This is a genomic window from Halomonas hibernica (assembly GCF_013183775.1).
Lineage (GTDB): Bacteria > Pseudomonadota > Gammaproteobacteria > Pseudomonadales > Halomonadaceae > Vreelandella > Vreelandella citrativorans.
Map to the genome: position 1 here is coordinate 156,907 of NZ_VIFN01000001.1, position 16,705 is coordinate 173,611.

General features: G+C 53.1%; 13 protein-coding genes. 9 read left to right on the forward strand and 4 right to left on the reverse strand.

Annotation, left to right across the window (positions count from 1 at the left end):
* Nucleotides 1-153 precede the first annotated feature (153 nt).
* The 3 genes from FKN99_RS00785 to FKN99_RS00795 are packed head-to-tail and all read left to right on the forward strand — an operon-like array spanning nucleotide 154 to nucleotide 5,717.
* The gene (locus FKN99_RS00785) at nucleotides 154-4,200 is read left to right on the forward strand and encodes a cellulose biosynthesis protein BcsC (RefSeq protein ID WP_172116116.1); all 4,047 of its coding nucleotides are present in this window, start codon (nucleotides 154-156) and stop codon (nucleotides 4,198-4,200) included.
* A complete protein-coding gene (bcsD, locus tag FKN99_RS00790) occupies nucleotides 4,184-4,663 on the forward strand; it encodes a cellulose biosynthesis protein BcsD (RefSeq protein WP_172116117.1) in 480 nt (159 codons plus the stop codon). The genes FKN99_RS00785 and bcsD overlap by 17 nt, the downstream gene beginning before the upstream one ends.
* Before the next feature lie 46 nt (nucleotides 4,664-4,709).
* Nucleotides 4,710-5,717 carry a glycosyl hydrolase family 8 gene (locus FKN99_RS00795; protein WP_172116118.1) on the forward strand — a complete coding sequence of 336 codons (1,008 nt, stop codon included), beginning with the start codon at nucleotides 4,710-4,712 and terminating at the stop codon, nucleotides 5,715-5,717.
* A gap of 27 nt (nucleotides 5,718-5,744) precedes the next feature.
* On the opposite strand, the gene FKN99_RS00800 is transcribed toward FKN99_RS00795, so the two are convergent.
* On the reverse strand, nucleotides 5,745-6,416 hold the full coding sequence (locus FKN99_RS00800) for an arylesterase (RefSeq protein WP_172116119.1): 672 nt from the start codon (nucleotides 6,414-6,416) through the stop codon (nucleotides 5,745-5,747).
* Here FKN99_RS00800 and FKN99_RS00805 point away from each other — a divergent pair.
* The 4 genes from FKN99_RS00805 to FKN99_RS00820 all read left to right on the forward strand — a co-directional run bounded on the left by FKN99_RS00805 (nucleotide 6,415) and on the right by FKN99_RS00820 (nucleotide 11,583).
* Complete coding sequence (locus FKN99_RS00805; protein ID WP_253926934.1) at nucleotides 6,415-7,251, forward strand: ABC transporter ATP-binding protein; 837 nt, start codon at nucleotides 6,415-6,417, stop codon at nucleotides 7,249-7,251. The two genes, FKN99_RS00800 and FKN99_RS00805, sit on opposite strands and share 2 nt — an antisense overlap.
* Nucleotides 7,248-9,827 carry an ABC transporter permease gene (locus FKN99_RS00810; RefSeq protein ID WP_172116120.1) on the forward strand — a complete coding sequence of 860 codons (2,580 nt, stop codon included), beginning with the start codon at nucleotides 7,248-7,250 and terminating at the stop codon, nucleotides 9,825-9,827. The genes FKN99_RS00805 and FKN99_RS00810 overlap by 4 nt, the downstream gene beginning before the upstream one ends.
* A gap of 523 nt (nucleotides 9,828-10,350) precedes the next feature.
* The gene (locus FKN99_RS00815) at nucleotides 10,351-10,779 is read left to right on the forward strand and encodes an REP-associated tyrosine transposase (RefSeq protein ID WP_172116121.1); all 429 of its coding nucleotides are present in this window, start codon (nucleotides 10,351-10,353) and stop codon (nucleotides 10,777-10,779) included.
* A gap of 375 nt (nucleotides 10,780-11,154) precedes the next feature.
* Entirely contained in the window at nucleotides 11,155-11,583 is a 429-nt protein-coding gene (locus FKN99_RS00820) for an REP-associated tyrosine transposase (RefSeq protein ID WP_172116122.1), read from the forward strand.
* Nucleotides 11,584-12,212: 629 nt separating this feature from the next.
* Here FKN99_RS00820 and FKN99_RS00825 read toward each other — a convergent pair.
* Nucleotides 12,213-13,235, reverse strand: coding sequence for an IS110 family RNA-guided transposase (locus FKN99_RS00825; protein WP_172116123.1), 1,023 nt, complete (start codon nucleotides 13,233-13,235; stop codon nucleotides 12,213-12,215).
* A gap of 332 nt (nucleotides 13,236-13,567) precedes the next feature.
* Here FKN99_RS00825 and FKN99_RS00830 point away from each other — a divergent pair, with 332 nt between their 5' ends.
* A complete protein-coding gene (locus tag FKN99_RS00830) occupies nucleotides 13,568-13,747 on the forward strand; it encodes a hypothetical protein (RefSeq protein ID WP_172116124.1) in 180 nt (59 codons plus the stop codon).
* On the opposite strand, the gene FKN99_RS00835 is transcribed toward FKN99_RS00830, so the two are convergent.
* The gene (locus FKN99_RS00835; protein ID WP_172116125.1) at nucleotides 13,744-13,962 is read right to left on the reverse strand and encodes a hypothetical protein; all 219 of its coding nucleotides are present in this window, start codon (nucleotides 13,960-13,962) and stop codon (nucleotides 13,744-13,746) included. The genes FKN99_RS00830 and FKN99_RS00835 overlap by 4 nt on opposite strands.
* Nucleotides 13,963-14,063: 101 nt before the next feature.
* Here FKN99_RS00835 and glyA point away from each other — a divergent pair, with 101 nt between their 5' ends.
* The gene (gene glyA, locus FKN99_RS00840; RefSeq protein WP_172116126.1) at nucleotides 14,064-15,338 is read left to right on the forward strand and encodes a serine hydroxymethyltransferase; all 1,275 of its coding nucleotides are present in this window, start codon (nucleotides 14,064-14,066) and stop codon (nucleotides 15,336-15,338) included.
* Nucleotides 15,339-15,508: 170 nt separating this feature from the next.
* Here the strand turns inward: glyA and FKN99_RS00845 are convergent, their stop codons facing one another.
* The gene (locus FKN99_RS00845) at nucleotides 15,509-16,675 is read right to left on the reverse strand and encodes a nucleotide sugar dehydrogenase (RefSeq protein WP_172116127.1); all 1,167 of its coding nucleotides are present in this window, start codon (nucleotides 16,673-16,675) and stop codon (nucleotides 15,509-15,511) included.
* Between the last annotated feature and the right edge of the window lie 30 nt (nucleotides 16,676-16,705).

Genomic DNA, 16,705 nt, shown 5'->3' on the forward strand with positions numbered 1-16,705 from the left:
CCTATTACTATCCCCAGAAGAGTGACAAGACGCTTACTTTTGAGCGCGATGGCGTGCTGCACTCCCTTTACAACAGCTTGGGCACAACAGGACACTTCTCAAGATGATTCTCTTCAAGGCGGCGCTCAACATAATAATGGGGCACAGAATGCCTTGGAAACACTCCTAAATCAGGCTGATTTTTGGCAGCAAAATCAGCGTCCTGACTTGGCAAGACAAACGCTTGAGCGTTACCTGGCAGGGCGGCCAAATGATCCAGAAGTACTCTATCGTCTGGCACGCCTGGACTTGAGTGATAATCAAGGGGCGGACGCCGATCAGTGGATAAGCCGCTTGGAGCAGGCTGCACCGAATAGCCCCTATTTAACTGAGCTTGATCAGCTAAGGCAGGGGCAGACTCTAAATGCCGAGCAACTTAACCGCGCTCGTCAATTGGCAAATGTTAATCGTTATGAAGAATCGGCAGCGGCTTATCGTGAATTATTTGAGGGTTCTACACCGCCACGAAGTCTTGCCATTGAGTATTATCAAACGCTGGCAGGTGGGAGTGATGAGCATTGGCGTCAGGCCCGCGATGGATTGCGGCAACTGGCTGAGAATGCTCCTCAGGATGCAGCGTTAACACGCGCTTTAGGAGAAGTGCTGACCTATCGTGAAGGTACCAGGAGAGAGGGTATCGAGCGCCTGGCGCAGATGAGTCAGCGCGCCGGGCCGCAAGCGGCTAATGCACGAAACTCTTGGCGTCAGGCGCTGCTTTGGCTAGATGCGACGCCCGCTGATGAGACACTTTATCAAGCGTATCTCCGGGCAAATCCTGATGATGGTGATATTCTAGAGCACTTTGAAACGGCGACTGCTCAAACGACACGCGCAACGGGGTTTATCGCGCTGGAGACGGGAGAGCTGAGTAGTGCCGAACAAGCATTTCGTCAGGCGTTGGAAGAAAACCCACAAGATTCCGAGGCCAAGGCCGGGCTTGGCTTGTTACTGTTACGTCGGCAACAGTTTGCCCAGGCCAGAGATCTATTGGCAGAAGCGATGGACCAGGCGCCCGAGCAACGCGAGAAGTGGAGTGCTGCATATCAAAGCGCTTCTTTTTATGCGCGCTTGGCAGAGGCACAACGTCTAGCACAAGCGAATAATTTAGAACAGGCGCTGGCTCGGGTAAGGCCATTAACTCAGCAAAGCGGTGATGCCGGGCGAGCTGCCCGCTTGCTTGAAGCCGATATTCTGCGCCGCCAGCGTAGGCTGGATGCCGCTGAGCGCGCATACCGTGCACTGCTCGAGACACGTCAGAATGATGTGGAAGCGCGTGTAGGGTTGGTGCAGGTACTTTCCGAAAAAGGGGAGTGGTCCGAAGCGCAACAAATTGCCCAAACGTTACCGGATGGCGCTCGCTCCCAAGTCAGTGGTTTGACCAGTACGCAAGTAGAAGCATTGCGTGCGCAGGCACGTCAACAGGATAACTTTGGCGCAGAAGTTAATCTGCGTCAGGCGTTAGCACTTGAACCCGATAATCCCTGGGTGCGCCTGGACCTGGCGCGTCTAATGGTGGAGCAGTCTCGGCCTGATGAAGCACAGGCGTTAATGGCATCATTTTCGGGTGCGAGCGCAACGCCTGAACAGCGCTATGCCGTGGCACTGTTTGCATCAGAACAAGACCGCTGGGGGGATACTCTACAGTTATTATCCAGTATCCCCTCTGCTAACCTGACCACCGAAATGCGCTCGCTGCAGCAGCAGGCACACATCCAGCAGCCCTTAAGCCAAGCGCTTGCGCAGCTAGAGCAAGGCAATCGTACCGCCGCTATTAGTGCTTTGCAGCAACTATACCAGCACGATGGTGGTCGTGATTTAACCCCCAGCCAAGTGGGGCAAATTGCGGATGCTTTATCACAAGCAGGCGCTACCGAAGAAGCGTTGCGATGGGTAGAGCGCGATATCGCTCGTGGTGTTGATGAGCAAGCCCCCAATAGTTATATAACGCATGTGTTGGTTATGGCTCAGGCAGGCAGGCCAGATGCTGCCCGTCAATTGTTGGGACGGTTAAGTGCTTCATCGCAATGGCGGGAAGACCAGGACGCAATGGAGGTAGAACGAGGGCTTGCCATTATAGAGGCAGATCAGCTGCGTCAAAGCGGACGATTGGCCAGTGCCTATGATCGGCTTGCGGAGCCGATTCGGCAAGCACCTGACGATGAGGGTCTGTTGCTTGCCATGGCACGTTTATACGCAGATGGTGATCGACAGGCGCAGGCGGAACAAATTTACACGTATGCCCTGACACGACATCCTGATAGTCAGCAAGCGTTAGAAGGTGCTGTCCAGAGTGCGCTGTCCAACAACCGACCACGTCAGGCGGACCAGTTGCTGAGCCGTTACTCTCCCGAGCAGCCGACAGCCGATATGTGGTTGTTACGTGCTCAGGTCGCGCGTGCTAACGGAAATAGCCGTGAAGCATTGGCGTTATTAAGCCAGGCACGTCAGAAGTTGGGAGCAGAAGACGGCGGTGCCGTCATGCTTGCCCAGGGCAATAATCCGTTTACTGACCGGGCGCCTACTCGTACCGCCGCCACATCCCAGCGCCCCAATTGGTTGCCGGGTGCAGCGCAACGTACAGGAGACGTATTTGCTTTTGAGCAGGTCGATGATGCACCTTTGACTACCGCCCAGCGAATTGATGAGCTGGCCAAAGAGATAAGACGGGAGCGAGCGCCTAAAGTTACCACTGAGTTTGCCTTTAATTTACGCGATGGCGAAAGCGGATTAAGCCGACAGGATAGAATTGAGGCGCCTGTTGGCTTCTCCTTTATACCGTACGGAGAGGGTCGTTTTGAAGTGCAGGTGACGCCCTCGTTGGTGTCATCAGGCACGCCTGAAGGGGAGTCGTTACGTCGCTTTGGTAGCAGCGGCCTTGGGGAAAGTGCCGCTGCACTAAATCAATCATTAGGCGGAGTAAGCGACATACTGGATAATATTCAGTCCAGTGTGGATGGCTATTTTGTAGCCCTGGATCGTTTTCAAGCAGCAACAAATCAGCAAGAAGAAGTACGTTTAGGAGCGGAGCTTGAAGAGGCGCAACGCTTTTATGAAAACGCATTAACACGTAATCCGCTGTATGAGGCTGGTTTAACCATTGCAGATTTAACGCAAGAGCAGCGAGATTTATTCAACCGTATTATATTAGACGACAGCGTTGATTTTGATGCCCTTAGCCTTGACGGAACCTCGCGTGAAGCCTTTATTGAAAGCCGCCAACAGTTTGAGCGAGCTATCGACACGATTAATCAGCGTTTAGAGGTTGTTGCTGCTGGAAGAGGGCGACCGTCAAGTCTGCGTGACAGCGGTGCCGGATTAGCGTTGAGCTATGAAAATGGCAGCGTTTCTATGGATGTAGGAAGTACTCCGTTAGGTTTTGAGGAAACCAACGTAGTAGGCGGTATAAGCTGGCGTCCGCAAATTAGTGAAAATACATCGCTTGCTTTTACGGCAGAACGTCGCGCTGTGAAAGATAGTGTTTTATCTTATGCAGGCGCCCATGATGCCTATAGCGGCGATACATGGGGCGGTGTAGTGCGTACAGGAGGGCGCGCTGGAGTTAATTATGATACCGATGCTGGCGGCCTTTATGCAGACATTGGTGCCTATCGCTATACCGGCCATAACGTTGCAGATAACCAGTCATATGAGCTATCGCTAGGCGGCTACGCCCGCCCGGTTAATAATGAACGCCGACAATTACAAACGGGTGTCCATGTCTCAGCAATGGCATTCGATGATGACTTGAGCCACTTTACCTATGGTCATGGCGGATATTTCAGTCCTCAGGACTACGTTAGTGTCGCCTTTCCTATCAACTATCGTGAAAATGTCAGTGACCAACTGACCCTTGGTGGATACATAGCCCCTGGTTTTCAAAGCTATAGCACGGATGACAGTGATTATTTTCCCACTGATCCCGAGTTTCAGGCGCTAATGGATGTTTTTGCCGACTTGGGAGCAACGCCTGCTTCGCGCTATTCGGGAGAGAGCGAAAGTGGCGTAGGACTTTCTCTCGGTGGGGCGATGGAATATCGCATGACGCCTGACCTGTCTCTTGGAGGACGTGTGGATTTTAATAGTTTCGGTGACTATAACGACACATCCGCTAGCGTATTCATGAACTACATCTTTGGAGAGAGCGGTGAACGAGCCAGATAGCCATACCCAAAGCATGACGTATTACGCAAGTCGACACTGTAGTCGCCAGTGGAACCTTTTTTTAGAGCTGATTTTTGATGAGCTCTTAAATAGCGCTGGTAAAGAAGGCGCTTCCGGGTTTTTACAGCATATTGGGGGCCGCATAGCTACTGAACTGCCTATAGGTGAATGCGATACGTTAGAGTCCCTTGAACAAGTGATGAATGGCATACTTAGCCAGCTAGACTGGGGGCAAGTAACTATCATGGCCGAAAATCAAAAAATACGTATTCGCCATATTGCCTGTCCAGTGCCTGGGTCTTCGCCTGAGCGAATTAGCGCTAGTCTGTTAGCCATGTCTACGGTACTGGAAGGCCTTTATAAAACATGGCTACAGCAGCAGGGCGGCGAAGCGGATGTGCCTATGGCGTGTACAAGTCGCCAAGTAGAGCAACGTGAGTGTACCTTTCTCTATGGTCGCTAGTGGCAGCGCCTTGTTTGGCACTGTTTTGCAAAGGAGTTTGCTGCACATGTTTAGCCGAGCAGTATGGGGGGCTGGATTGGCCCTGTGTATGTTGTTAAGCGCTTGTTCTGCTCAGGCAGACCCGGCCTGGGATGCTTATCGTGAGCGTTTCATCAGTGCTGACGGGCGTGTGATTGATACAGGCAACCGTAGTATCAGCCATTCGGAAGGCCAAGGCTGGGGCATGATGCTTGCTCAGCATTATAATGATCAGGAAACGTTTGACGATCTGTGGCGATGGACTCGTCGCAATCTAAGTCGACGGGATATGTCACTGTTTTCATGGCGGTATGATCCTAACGAAACGCCTCATGTTCAGGACCTGAATAACGCCACTGATGGCGATTTATTTATTGCATGGGCACTGCAATTGGCCGCTGAGCGTTGGAGTGACGCCAATTATGCTAGCGCTTCTCGAAGTATACGACGTGCGATTACCCATAACGTAATCACCGAAGTTGCCGGTTACCAGTTACTGCTGCCAGGGGTAGAGGGATTTCAGCGTAATGGGGAAGCCGATATAAATCTGTCTTACTGGTTTCTACCCGCACTGCGTGACTTCGCCGAGTTAGAACCCGATCAACCGTGGCAGCAACTGATGGATGACGGCGTAGCCTTGCTGGATAAAGCGCGGTTCGGCGCTTATCTTTTGCCCTCTGACTGGATAGAAATTAATCAACAAGGTGAGGTGACTCCCGCAGCCAACTGGGCGCCACGATTCAGCTTTGATGCTGTGCGTATTCCGCTTTATTTTGTCTGGGGCGGGCGAGATGACGCCAGTGGAGTAGGTAGCATTACTGCATTTTGGAACGACCCAGCGCAACAACCGGCACCTGCATGGATTAACGTGGTTAGCGGAGAGCGTGCTGAGTATGCTATTTCACGGGGCGTTAATGCTATCAGAGCATTTTCAAGCGGTGAAACCTTACCTGACGCTGTACCATTGCCCGAAGATGACTATTTTTCGGCAACCTTGTTACTGCTTGCTCATATGGCCAATGACATGCGCCCCTAAACGGGGCGCCGCTCAGTATTGTTGGAATCAGTTAGCCAAAGCCTGATAACCACTGCCCAACAGCGGTTCAAGCTCAGGCCACACGTTATCCAGAATAATCGGCTGTGCCTCGGCCGTAGGGTGAATGCCATCGCTTTGCATGAGCGATTGATTAAGCGCCACGCTCTCTAACAAAAAGGGCAAAAGCGGCACGTCATACTCGTCTGCAAGTGAGTAATAAACGCCGGTAAAAGCATCCCGGTAGGCTTGGCCATAGTTAGGGGGAATATCGATACCCAATAGCAGTACTTGAGCATCAATTTCTTTGCTTTGCTCAATCATGCTGGCCAGGTTAGAACGCATCTGATTGGGCGCAAGGCCACGCAAACCATCGTTGCCACCCAGCTCCAATAGCACGATATCAGGCTGTTGTTTCTCCAAAATGGCGCTAAACCGCTGTAATCCACCTGAGGTGGTTTCGCCGCTAATACTGGCATTGACCACGTCCGCTTGGCCGCCTAGACGCTCTTCCAGCAGCGGAACCCAGCCTTGTTCATGCTCAATACCATAAGCAGCACTCAGGCTATCCCCCATAATGAGTATGGTGGGAGGCTCACTTGCGTTGAGCGCAGGAATGCTTAAGGTGATTATTAGAACCACCAGATAGCTTTTTACCATACCGTTACGTTTTTGCCATGCCACAGGGATGCCTCGCTTCATGCCTTACTCCTCTGATAAAGCTGCCTACTCGTCCAGCGCTGATGCATCGCCACAAGCACACAGTCACTCTACCACTGACGCCACTTCGCAGAACAAGGTTCCCCATGCCGCGTTGGGGCGGCCTGTGCTGAATGCAGAAAAGCTATCGAAGAAAGTGACCAGTGGCGAACGCACGCTAACCATCCTGGATCAACTGTCGTTAAGCGTAGCAGCCGGAGAGAGCGTTGCCATTTTAGGCAAAAGCGGGGCCGGAAAATCAACGCTGCTGGGCCTGTTGGCCGGGTTGGATACGCCTACAGATGGTGAGCTTACGCTGTTTGGTAAACCCCTGAGCCGTTTGGATGAGGATGGCCGTGCGGCGTTAAGAGCTGGGCGCGTGGGCTTTGTGTTCCAGAACTTTCAGCTACTACCCACCTTAAGCGCGCTAGAGAATGTGTTACTGCCTTTGGAGCTTTCACCGCGCGCCGGAGAAGACCATATTGCCCAAACATGGCTTGCTAAAGTGGGATTGGGTGAACGCGTAGACCATCTACCCAAGCAGCTTTCGGGCGGCGAGCAGCAGCGAGTGGCGATTGCCCGGGCGTTTGTCACCGATCCTGAACTGGTGTTTGCGGATGAGCCGACCGGCAACCTCGACCCTGATACCGGCGCTCAGGTGATCGACCTGCTGTTTACCTTGAATCATGAGGTTGGAACAACGCTTATCCTGGTCACCCACGACCACGCTTTGGCACGCCGCTGTGATCGATGCCTGCAATTAACCCAAGGGCAACTAATCCCCTTTGTACCTGCTGATGTACCTGCTGAATCCAGCGTGGCAGGAGAGGGGCAATGAGCGATATGCCATGGCGGCTGGCCGCCAGAAGCTTAAGGCGTGACTTACGCTCGGCGGATGTTCGTGCGCTCTTTGTCGCCCTCGTGCTGGCGGTTGCCGCCTCCACTATGATCGCTTTTTTTCTCGACCGGTTGGAACGCGGCCTTGAGCGTCAGGCTGGGCAAATGCTGGGAGGGGATATCGTATTGGAGCAGCGCACCCCTTTTTCAGAAGAGCTACGCACGACGCTGGAAGAGGCAGGCTTTACTCTAAGCGACCAGGTCGGGCTGGTATCCATGATCAGCTTAGGGGATCGTTTTCAACCAGCTAGCCTTAAAGCCGTGGATGACGTGTACCCGCACTATGGTGTATCGCGTGTCGATTTAGGGGAGGGGACCGAACAGATAGCCTCGGGGCCACCAGCGGGCCAGGCATGGGCAGACCCGCGCTTGGCACAGCTGATTGAGGTAGAGCTTGGCGACCGTGTACAGGTAGGGCGAACCGAGTTAACCATCAGCGGGATTATCGAACGGGAAGCGGATCAATCCGCTGGCTTTAGTAATTTTAACCCCCGCTTGATGCTCAATACGGCGGACCTGGAAGCAACCGGTCTTGTTCAGGAAGGCTCGCGTGTCGAGTTCGAATTATTGGCGGCCGGGCCTCCTCAAGCCATCGACAACGTGCAAGGATTACTCACCGAGTTGCGCCAGCAAGGGGTCGAGGTGCGTGATGTTCGAGTGGACCGGCCGCAATTAGGTAACGCACTGCAACGCGCAGACAGCTACCTGGGGTTGGCAGGGCTTGCCGCTGTACTGCTGGCCGGGGTCGCGGTCGCCATGTCAGCAAAGCGCTATGTTGAGCGCCATCTGGACACGGCAGCATTGCTCCGCTGCTTTGGCGCTAGCCAGCAACAGCTTGTCATGCTGTTTAGCCTACAGCTTATCGGGCTGGCGTTGGCGGCGTCCTTGCTTGGCGCACTGCTCGGCGTAGCGGGACAGGCGCTGTTGCTGCATCTTTTGGCCAGCTTTTTACCTATTACGCTACCGCCGCCGGGCATTATGCCGATATGGCTAGGCGTATTAACGGCGATGGCGGTGCTGGTAGGGTTTGCCGGGCCAACGCTATTACGCATCAAACAGGTAAGTGCGCTGAAAGTGCTGCGTCGAGAGTTGGACCCTTTGCCTCCTGCCGCCTGGTGGGGCGCCGGTGTTGCCGCTGTCGTATTTGGCGGCCTGCTATGGCTCTATTCCGGTAGTGCGCCTTTGGCGGTCGCCCTGCTATTGGGGGGAGGCATCATGCTTAGTGCGCTCTGGGGCATCAGCGCGCTGTTACTCAATAGCATTCTTTACGGCATAAAAAAGCTAACAGGTACAAGCGAGTGGATGCAGGCGCTGCGCCTGGGTGGGCGCCAACTGGCGCGTCGCCGTCAGGCAGGCGTGGGCCAACTGTTGGCATTCTCTGTCACGTTCTTTGCCATGGCGATGATTGTTCTGGTGCGTGGTGACCTGCTTTCAACCTGGCAGGCCCAGTTGCCCGATGACATGCCCAACTACTTCGCCATTAATATCCAGCCTGATGAACGTGACCCCTTTGAGCAAGCCGTAGCGCCCCGTATTGATACCCAAAGCACGCTGTATCCCATGGTGCGTGGGCGTATTACCGCTATTAATCAGCAGCCTCCCATGGAAGCGGTACCTGAGGATGCCAGAGGCGACGGCTCTCTGCGCCGCGAACTGAACCTGACCTGGCAGGCCGAGCTGCCTGAAGATAACCAGATAGTGGCGGGAGAGTGGTTCTCCAACGAAGCACCCGCTGATGAGCTACCTGTTGATAAACCACAAGGCTGGCTAGGCGCGGTTGATGCAGTATCTGCCGATACCGTGCCTGTTTCCATTGAAGAAGGCCTGGCGGACCGGCTGGGACTATCACTCAATGATACGCTCACCTTCTCTGTGGGCGGGGAAGAGTTGAGCACACGTATCACCAGTGTGCGCAGCCTCGATTGGGACACTTTTAAGCCCAACTTCTTTTTGATTTTCCCGCTGGGCGTGTTGGAGTCGTTTGGACATAGCTATATCACTGCGTTTCATCTGCCTGACGAGGAGCAAGGCCTAATTCGTCAGCTAGTGAACGACTTCCCCGGCGTATCGCTGCTAAATGTCGATGCCATTTTAGGCCAAGTGCGCGATGTGCTCACCCAAGTGACGAGGGCCATCGAGCTTGTGTTGATACTAGTGCTGCTGGCGGGTGTCAGCGTGCTCTACGCCGCCTTGACCGCCAGCCAGCCGGTACGAGCCCATGAAAGTGGCCTACTGCGTGTATTTGGAGCAGGCCAGCGAATGATTTCCCGCGTCCAAGGGGCTGAGTATGCCTTGCTTGGTTTTACCAGCGGTTTAATGGGCGCTGTACTGGCCGAAGTCGCGACCGCCGCCCTCTATCTCTACTGGCTAGAGCTACCGCCACGTTTTCACTTAACCCTATGGTTGGTGCTACCTATTGGAGGTGCGCTACTGATCGGTTTTATCGGTCATACGCTATCGCGCGGGCTACGCCGCCAGGCGCCTGCAGCAAGCCTGGGGCTTTTGGGTGAAGCCTGATGTAATCTTGTAGGAAAAGCCAAGGAGGCCGAAGGCCTCCCGGGGTTGAGCCAACCCCATTCGCTGGCTGAAGCCTGGTCCTACAATGTTTATCAGGGCTTCGGGGGTTGGCTCAACCCCATTCGCTGGCTAAAGCCTGCTCCTACAATGTTTATCAGGGCTTCGGGGGCTGGCTCAACCCCATCTAAAGCCTGCTCCTGCAATGTTCATTGGCTCCTGAAATATGTAGCAACTCTCAATGCCTTGTCATCCTTGTGGAAGCCCGTTTATCAAGCCTCAAAATCGGGCAAATATGGTGGGAATCAGTCCATCAAATCCCAGGGCTTGGTTAAACATTGTGGGAGCCCAGTTCCACTGGGCGAAGGAGGTCGGAGGCCTCCTAGGGTTGAACCAACCATCGCTGGCTGAGACCTGAAGCTGAATACTCAGATTTTATTTTAAAGCCTGCATTTACAACTTTCTTCCATGCTCTGCTTTAATTCATAATGCTGGATGCTAATTAAAATGAGTCATGAGGTGTGGTATGCAAAAAAGTCATCGGCTTAGGCAGGGGAGGTATTCGCTAGAAAATGCCTATTATCTAATTACGATTGCCACACAAAATCGCCATCCAGTCTTTACACCGTTTGATGCGGCTTGCTGTGCCTCCAAGTGTTTCTATCATCCTCGTGTCCAGGAGCTGGCATCAACACTTTCATTTGTCGTTATGCCAGACCATATTCACTGGCTTATTCAGCTTAATGGTAGCCTTCCAGAAGCGGTTCGCCGTTACAAGGGATATGTCTCGTTGGGAGTGGGGAGGAGAATCTGGCAACGAGGTTTTCATGATCGAATGATTCGACAAGAAGAATCATTAAAAGAGGTAGCCAGATACATCGTAGGCAATCCGCTAAGGGCAAATTTAGTGCGGGATGTTAATCAATATAGCTACTGGAATGCGGTATGGCTTTGATCAGGTGTCGTAAATTTACCCACCTTGGAAGCCTGGTTTATTGATCGAAGGTTATGGGGATAGCTTCACCCCCATCGCTGGCTAAAGCCTGCTCCCACAAGGTTTATCAGGCCTCCCGGGGTTGACCAACCCTCATCGCTGGCTAAAGCCTGCTCCCACAAGGTTTATCAGGCCTCCCGGGGTTGACCAACCCTCATCGCTGGCTAAAGCCTGCTCCCACAAGGTTTATCAGGCCTCCCGGGGTTAAACCCACCCCATTCGCTAACTGAAGCTGAATACTCAGATTTTATTTTAAGCCTGCATTTACAACTTTATTTCATGCGCTGCTTCAATTCATAATGTTGCGAATAATTAAAATGAGCGATGAGAGATGATATGCAAACAAGTCATCGGCTTAGGCAGGGAAGATATTCGCTAGAGAATGCCTATTATCTAATTACGATTACCACGCAAAATCGCCATCCTCTCTTCACGCAGTTTGAGTCGGCCTGCTGTGCCTCCAGGTGTTTTTATCATCCTCGTGTCCAAGAGCTTGCATCAACACTTTCATTTGTCGTCATGCCAGATCACATTCACTGGCTTATTCAGCTTAATGGCAGCCTTCCAGAAGCCGTTCGACGTTACAAAAGCTATGTCTCGTTGGGGATAGGAAAAAGCATCTGGCAACGAGGTTTTCATGACCGAATGATTCGCCAAGAAGGATCATTAAAAGAGGTAGCCAGATACATTGTAGGCAATCCGCTAAGAGCGAATTTAGTGCAGGATGTGAATCAATACGGCTACTGGAATGCAGTATGGCTTTGATTAAGTGTCGGAAATTTATTCACCTTTGAAGCCTGCTCCCACAAGGTTCATCAAGCCTCGGTGGTGGGTAAACATTGTGGGAGCCCAGTTCCACTGGGCGAAGGAGGCCGAAGGCCTCCCGGGGGTTGTTCCAACCCCTTCGCTGGCTGAAGCCTGCTCCTACAAAGTTATCAGGCCTTTGAAGTTGGGCAACATTGTGGGGATCAGTTCATCAAGCCTCGGTGGTGGGTAAACATTGTGGGAGCCCAGTTCCACTGGGCGAAGGAGGCCGAAGGACTCCCGGGGTTGTTCCAACCCCCATCGCTGGCTAAAGCCTGCTTATATGGACCCGTCCCGTTGTGCAAGTAAGGCACGGATGGACAAGGAGGAGGACTGCACGCTTATATCCGGCCCTTGGTGATAGCATGCAGCTATCTGGCCCTGATGGAATGCGCACTCTCTGCTCTTGATCTCCCACGCGGCCTCATAATGGGCCATCAGGCTTTTCAGAGCGGCAGAGAGTAGGTCTTACCTGTGTGCCATCGGGTATCTTACTCACGCAACCTCGGGAATAATTTCATATCATCATATAACCGCCTGGCCTGGCGTCATCCACCGATACGTCTACTCGGAACCATGCCTGATCGGAACTATGCTTGATAGGCGCGCTGATAAGCGAGTACTGACCAACAGATACGCGCCATTTTGTTTGCCAGGGCAATAATGGCCTTGCGTTGCCCTACTCGCGCCGCCAGGTGGATAATCCATTGCGCCAGGCGGTCGGAATGGTCCTGGCGCTGAAATTGCCTCAAGGCGGCTCGTGCGCCATGTACCAACTGACGACGCACTTCGCTGTTACCTCGTTTGGTAATACTTTTCAGAATGTCTTTACCACCACTGGAATGTTGCCGCGGTACGAGGCCGATAGAGGCGCTAAACTGCCGCCCATTTGGGAAGCGATGGGGGTCGCCCATATGACTCACCAGCAACGTCGCGTTCACAGGACCAATGCCGGGCACACTCATCAACTGTTGCATGCGCGTATCCGCTTTTACACAGGCCTTTAGCCGCTTGTCATGGCCAGCGATGCGGCTATCCAGTGACTGCCACTCGTTCACCAGGTCAGCAAGCACCTCGCTGAAGGCGGCACCCAGCTGCTCTCGATGCTCGTCCAGCAATCGATGTATATCCCCCTGGCGCATCACGCGATGGCCCTGGGGCACAATGATCCCCCTCTCATGGAGCAATCCACGTAGCTCATTGCCGACCGCTGTCCGCGCACGAATGAGACGGCTACGGACACGATGTAGTGCTTGCAATGTCTGCTGCTCCTGCGTCTTCACCGCCACACGGGGGGTAGCGGGCCGTGCGGCCGCTTCTGCAATACCCGCCGCATCCCGTGCATCGTTCTTGTGACCTTGAATAAACGGCTTGACGGCCTGAGGAGGCAACAAGCGGGTGTCGTGGCCCAGTTGTTTGATTTCGCGCGCCCAATAGTGCGCAGAACCACAGGCCTCCATGGCGACGATACACGAAGGCAGTTGAGCCAGCAGGGGGCGAAGCTGATCACGCGTCACCTTTTTGCTGAACACCTTGTGTCCCTTGTCATCAATGGCATGTAGCTGAAAAACATGCTTGGCAAGATCGATACCCACAATGCTAATGTTATTCATGGATGGACCCTCTTTCACGATGCCGTCAGTGTTCTGCGCACATGAGATGAAGTGCTTCTTCATCCTGGCACAGAGGGACGGGTCCATCCCATTTCCCACAGTGATTACCAGGCCTCCCGGGGGTTGTTCCAACCCCATTCGCTGGCTGAAGCCGGTTCATCAAGCCTCGGTGGTGGGCAAACCTTGGGGCGTTCGCCATCATGGAAAATAAAGCATATTTGATACCTTTCTTTACGGTTAAACTTAATTAATATTAAATTAAGATTAACGATGATGTGTAGGTTTCTAGCTGTGCCTTCGGGTGTTCGTCAGGCGTTTGGTGGGAGGATGTGATGCAAATACCAGAAAAAGAAGCACTCATCCGTGAGCTTGTCGATGTGATGGAGCGTTTTCATGCAGAGATCAGTCAGAAGCCTGATCAATATGAAGCCATTGTGAGCTATCCAAACGAGGGGCATTTGCTGATTAGGCTGCAAACCGTAGATCGCAATGCAACGTCTCAAATTCGCTAGCTGATGTGTCTTTTATCAAGCGCGTAATGTCTGTTGGAAGAGGATAGCATTGAGACGCGCTTGGCTTTTAAACAGCTTGCCTTGCCGCCCGCCGAATGATCCATTGAGCCAAGCGGTTCTGATTCTGAAACGCTCTTAAGGAAGCTTTCGCTCTGAAAGCTTAAGAGAAGCGCGGCTTCGTTTTTATCAAGACACTCCTCATGAGTGGCATTCATGCAGTACCTGACGCGGATGCGATGAAAGTCGCGTCAGGCTGCGTTATGATAGCGGCCTGATTTCTTCCTTGAACGACCCTTATCTACGAGGTTTCCCGCCAATGTTCAGCCGTGACATGACAATTGCCGGATTTGATGATGCGCTGTTTGACGCCATGCAAAAAGAAGTGGCCCGTCAAGAAGCTCACATTGAGTTAATTGCTTCCGAAAACTACGCAAGCCCTCGCGTAATGGAAGCGCAAGGCAGCCAGCTGACCAACAAATACGCTGAAGGTTATCCGGGCAAGCGCTACTATGGCGGCTGCGAGTTTGTCGATATCGCTGAAAACCTCGCGATTGACTACGCAAAAGAGCTGTTCGGCGCCACCTACGTTAACGTTCAGCCGCACTCCGGCTCCCAAGCCAACAGCGCCGTATTTTTAGCGCTGGTTAAGCCGGGCGACACCATTTTAGGCATGAGCCTGGACGCAGGTGGTCACCTGACCCACGGCGCCAAGCCTAGCTTCTCCGGCAAGCAGTACAATGCGGTTCAGTACGGCTTAAACGAGCAAGGCCTGATCGATTATGATCAAGTGGCGGAACTTGCCCGCGAGCACAAGCCGAAAATGATCATTGCTGGCTTCTCTGCTTACTCACAAATTGTCGATTGGGCTAAATTCCGCGAAATCGCCGACGAAGTAGGCGCTTACCTGCTGGTCGACATGGCCCACGTAGCGGGTCTGGTGGCCGCGGGCGTTTACCCAAGCCCCTTGCCTCATGCCCACGTTGTTACCTCAACGACACACAAAACGCTGCGCGGTCCGCGTAGTGGCGTGATTCTGTCGGCTGAAAACGATGCTGATATTGAGAAAAAGCTGCAGTCTGCCGTATTCCCTGGCGGCCAAGGCGGCCCGTTGATGCATGCGATTGCGGCGAAAGCGGTCTGCTTCAAAGAAGCCATGGCGCCTGAGTTTAAAGCCTACCAGCAGCAGGTCGTTAAAAATGCCAAGGTAATGGCCGGTGTGTTTATGGAGCGCGGTTTTGATATCGTTTCCGGCGGTACCGAAGACCACCTGTTCCTGCTCTCGTTAATCAAGCAGGGCGTGACCGGTAAAGATGCCGATGCGGCACTAGGTCGTGCCCATATCACCGTCAACAAAAACGCCGTGCCTAACGATCCGCAAAGCCCGTTTGTGACCTCAGGCCTGCGCATTGGTACGCCAGCGGTTACAACGCGTGGTTTCGGTGAAGAAGAGTGTCGTCAGTTGGCAGGTTGGATCTGTGACATTCTGGATGTATTGGCCAAAGGCGAAGACACCGGCGCCATTGAAGCCCAAGTGGCAGAGAAAGTAGCAGAGGTTTGTGGCCGCTTCCCGGTTTATAAGGCCGGTATATAAGCAATAAAGCCAAACAAATAGCGCACGAGCGCGTTAAGGCTAAACAGTTCTCCGGCTAAGGACAGCCAAAAACGGGCACCCGCAAGGGTGCCCGTTTTCTATGGTGACTAACCCGTCAGCATCATCAGCCGCCTTGCAGGTCAGGGCAAAGCGGCAAGGCTCACCACACTTCAATCGCTGCCAAACAGGTCGCGTGTGTAAACTTTCTCAGTAATATCGCTTAACTCGCTTGTCATTCGGTTAGCCAAGACCACATCGCATAAATGCTTAAAGGACGCTAAGTCGTTGATCACGGTAGAGCCAAAAAACTCGCGCTGCTCCAACACCGGTTCATACACCACCACCTTGATACCTTTCGCCTTGATGCGCTTCATTACCCCCTGCATGGCACTGGCACGAAAATTATCCGAACCCGCTTTCATGATTAAGCGATACACGCCCACTACCTGAGGGTTTCGCTTGATAATACAGTCGGCAATAAAATCCTTGCGCGTGCGGTTAGCGTCCACAATGGCCTGAATAATATTGCTGGGCACGTTCTGATAGTTTGCCAATAGCTGCTTGGTGTCTTTGGGTAAACAGTAGCCGCCGTAACCAAAACTTGGATTGTTGTAATGCTGGCCAATACGCGGGTCCAGGCCCACGCCTTCAATAATTTGGCGAGTATCCAGGTGCAGGCTCTCGGCGTAGGTATCCAGCTCGTTAAAGTAGGCCACGCGCATGGCAAGGTAGGTATTAGCAAATAGCTTGATCGCTTCGGCTTCCGTGCTGTTAGTGAACAGTACGGGAATATCCTGCTTAACCGCGCCCGCCAATAACAGTTCGGCAAACTGCTGGGCGCGTTCCGAACGCTCGCCTACTACAATACGCGAAGGGTGCAGGTTGTCGTAAAGCGCCTTGCCCTCGCGGAGAAACTCGGGTGAAAAGAGTAGATTTTGTGTACTAAAACGCTTGCTTGCACGGTGGGTGTAGCCCACCGGTATCGTCGATTTAATCACCATGACCGCTTGGGGATTAACGCGCATCACCTGTTCAATGACCGCCTCTACGCTTGAGGTGTCAAATGTGTTCGTGTCCGGATCGTAATCTGTAGGCGTTGCGATAATGACATAGTCAGCGTTTTCATAAGCGGCCAAGGGGTCAAGCGTGGCATTGAAGCGTAAATCATCACGCTGAAGAAACGCTTCAATATCGGCATCCTCAATGGGAGAAACGCGCCTGTTCAACAGGGCTATCTTTTCAGGCACAAGGTCTATGGCAGTTACGTCGTTTTGCTGCGCGAGCAGCATCGCGTTGGAAAGCCCGACATAACCCGTTCCGGCAACGGCGATTTTCATATCCATCTTCCTACAGCGTGGTCGGTCGTC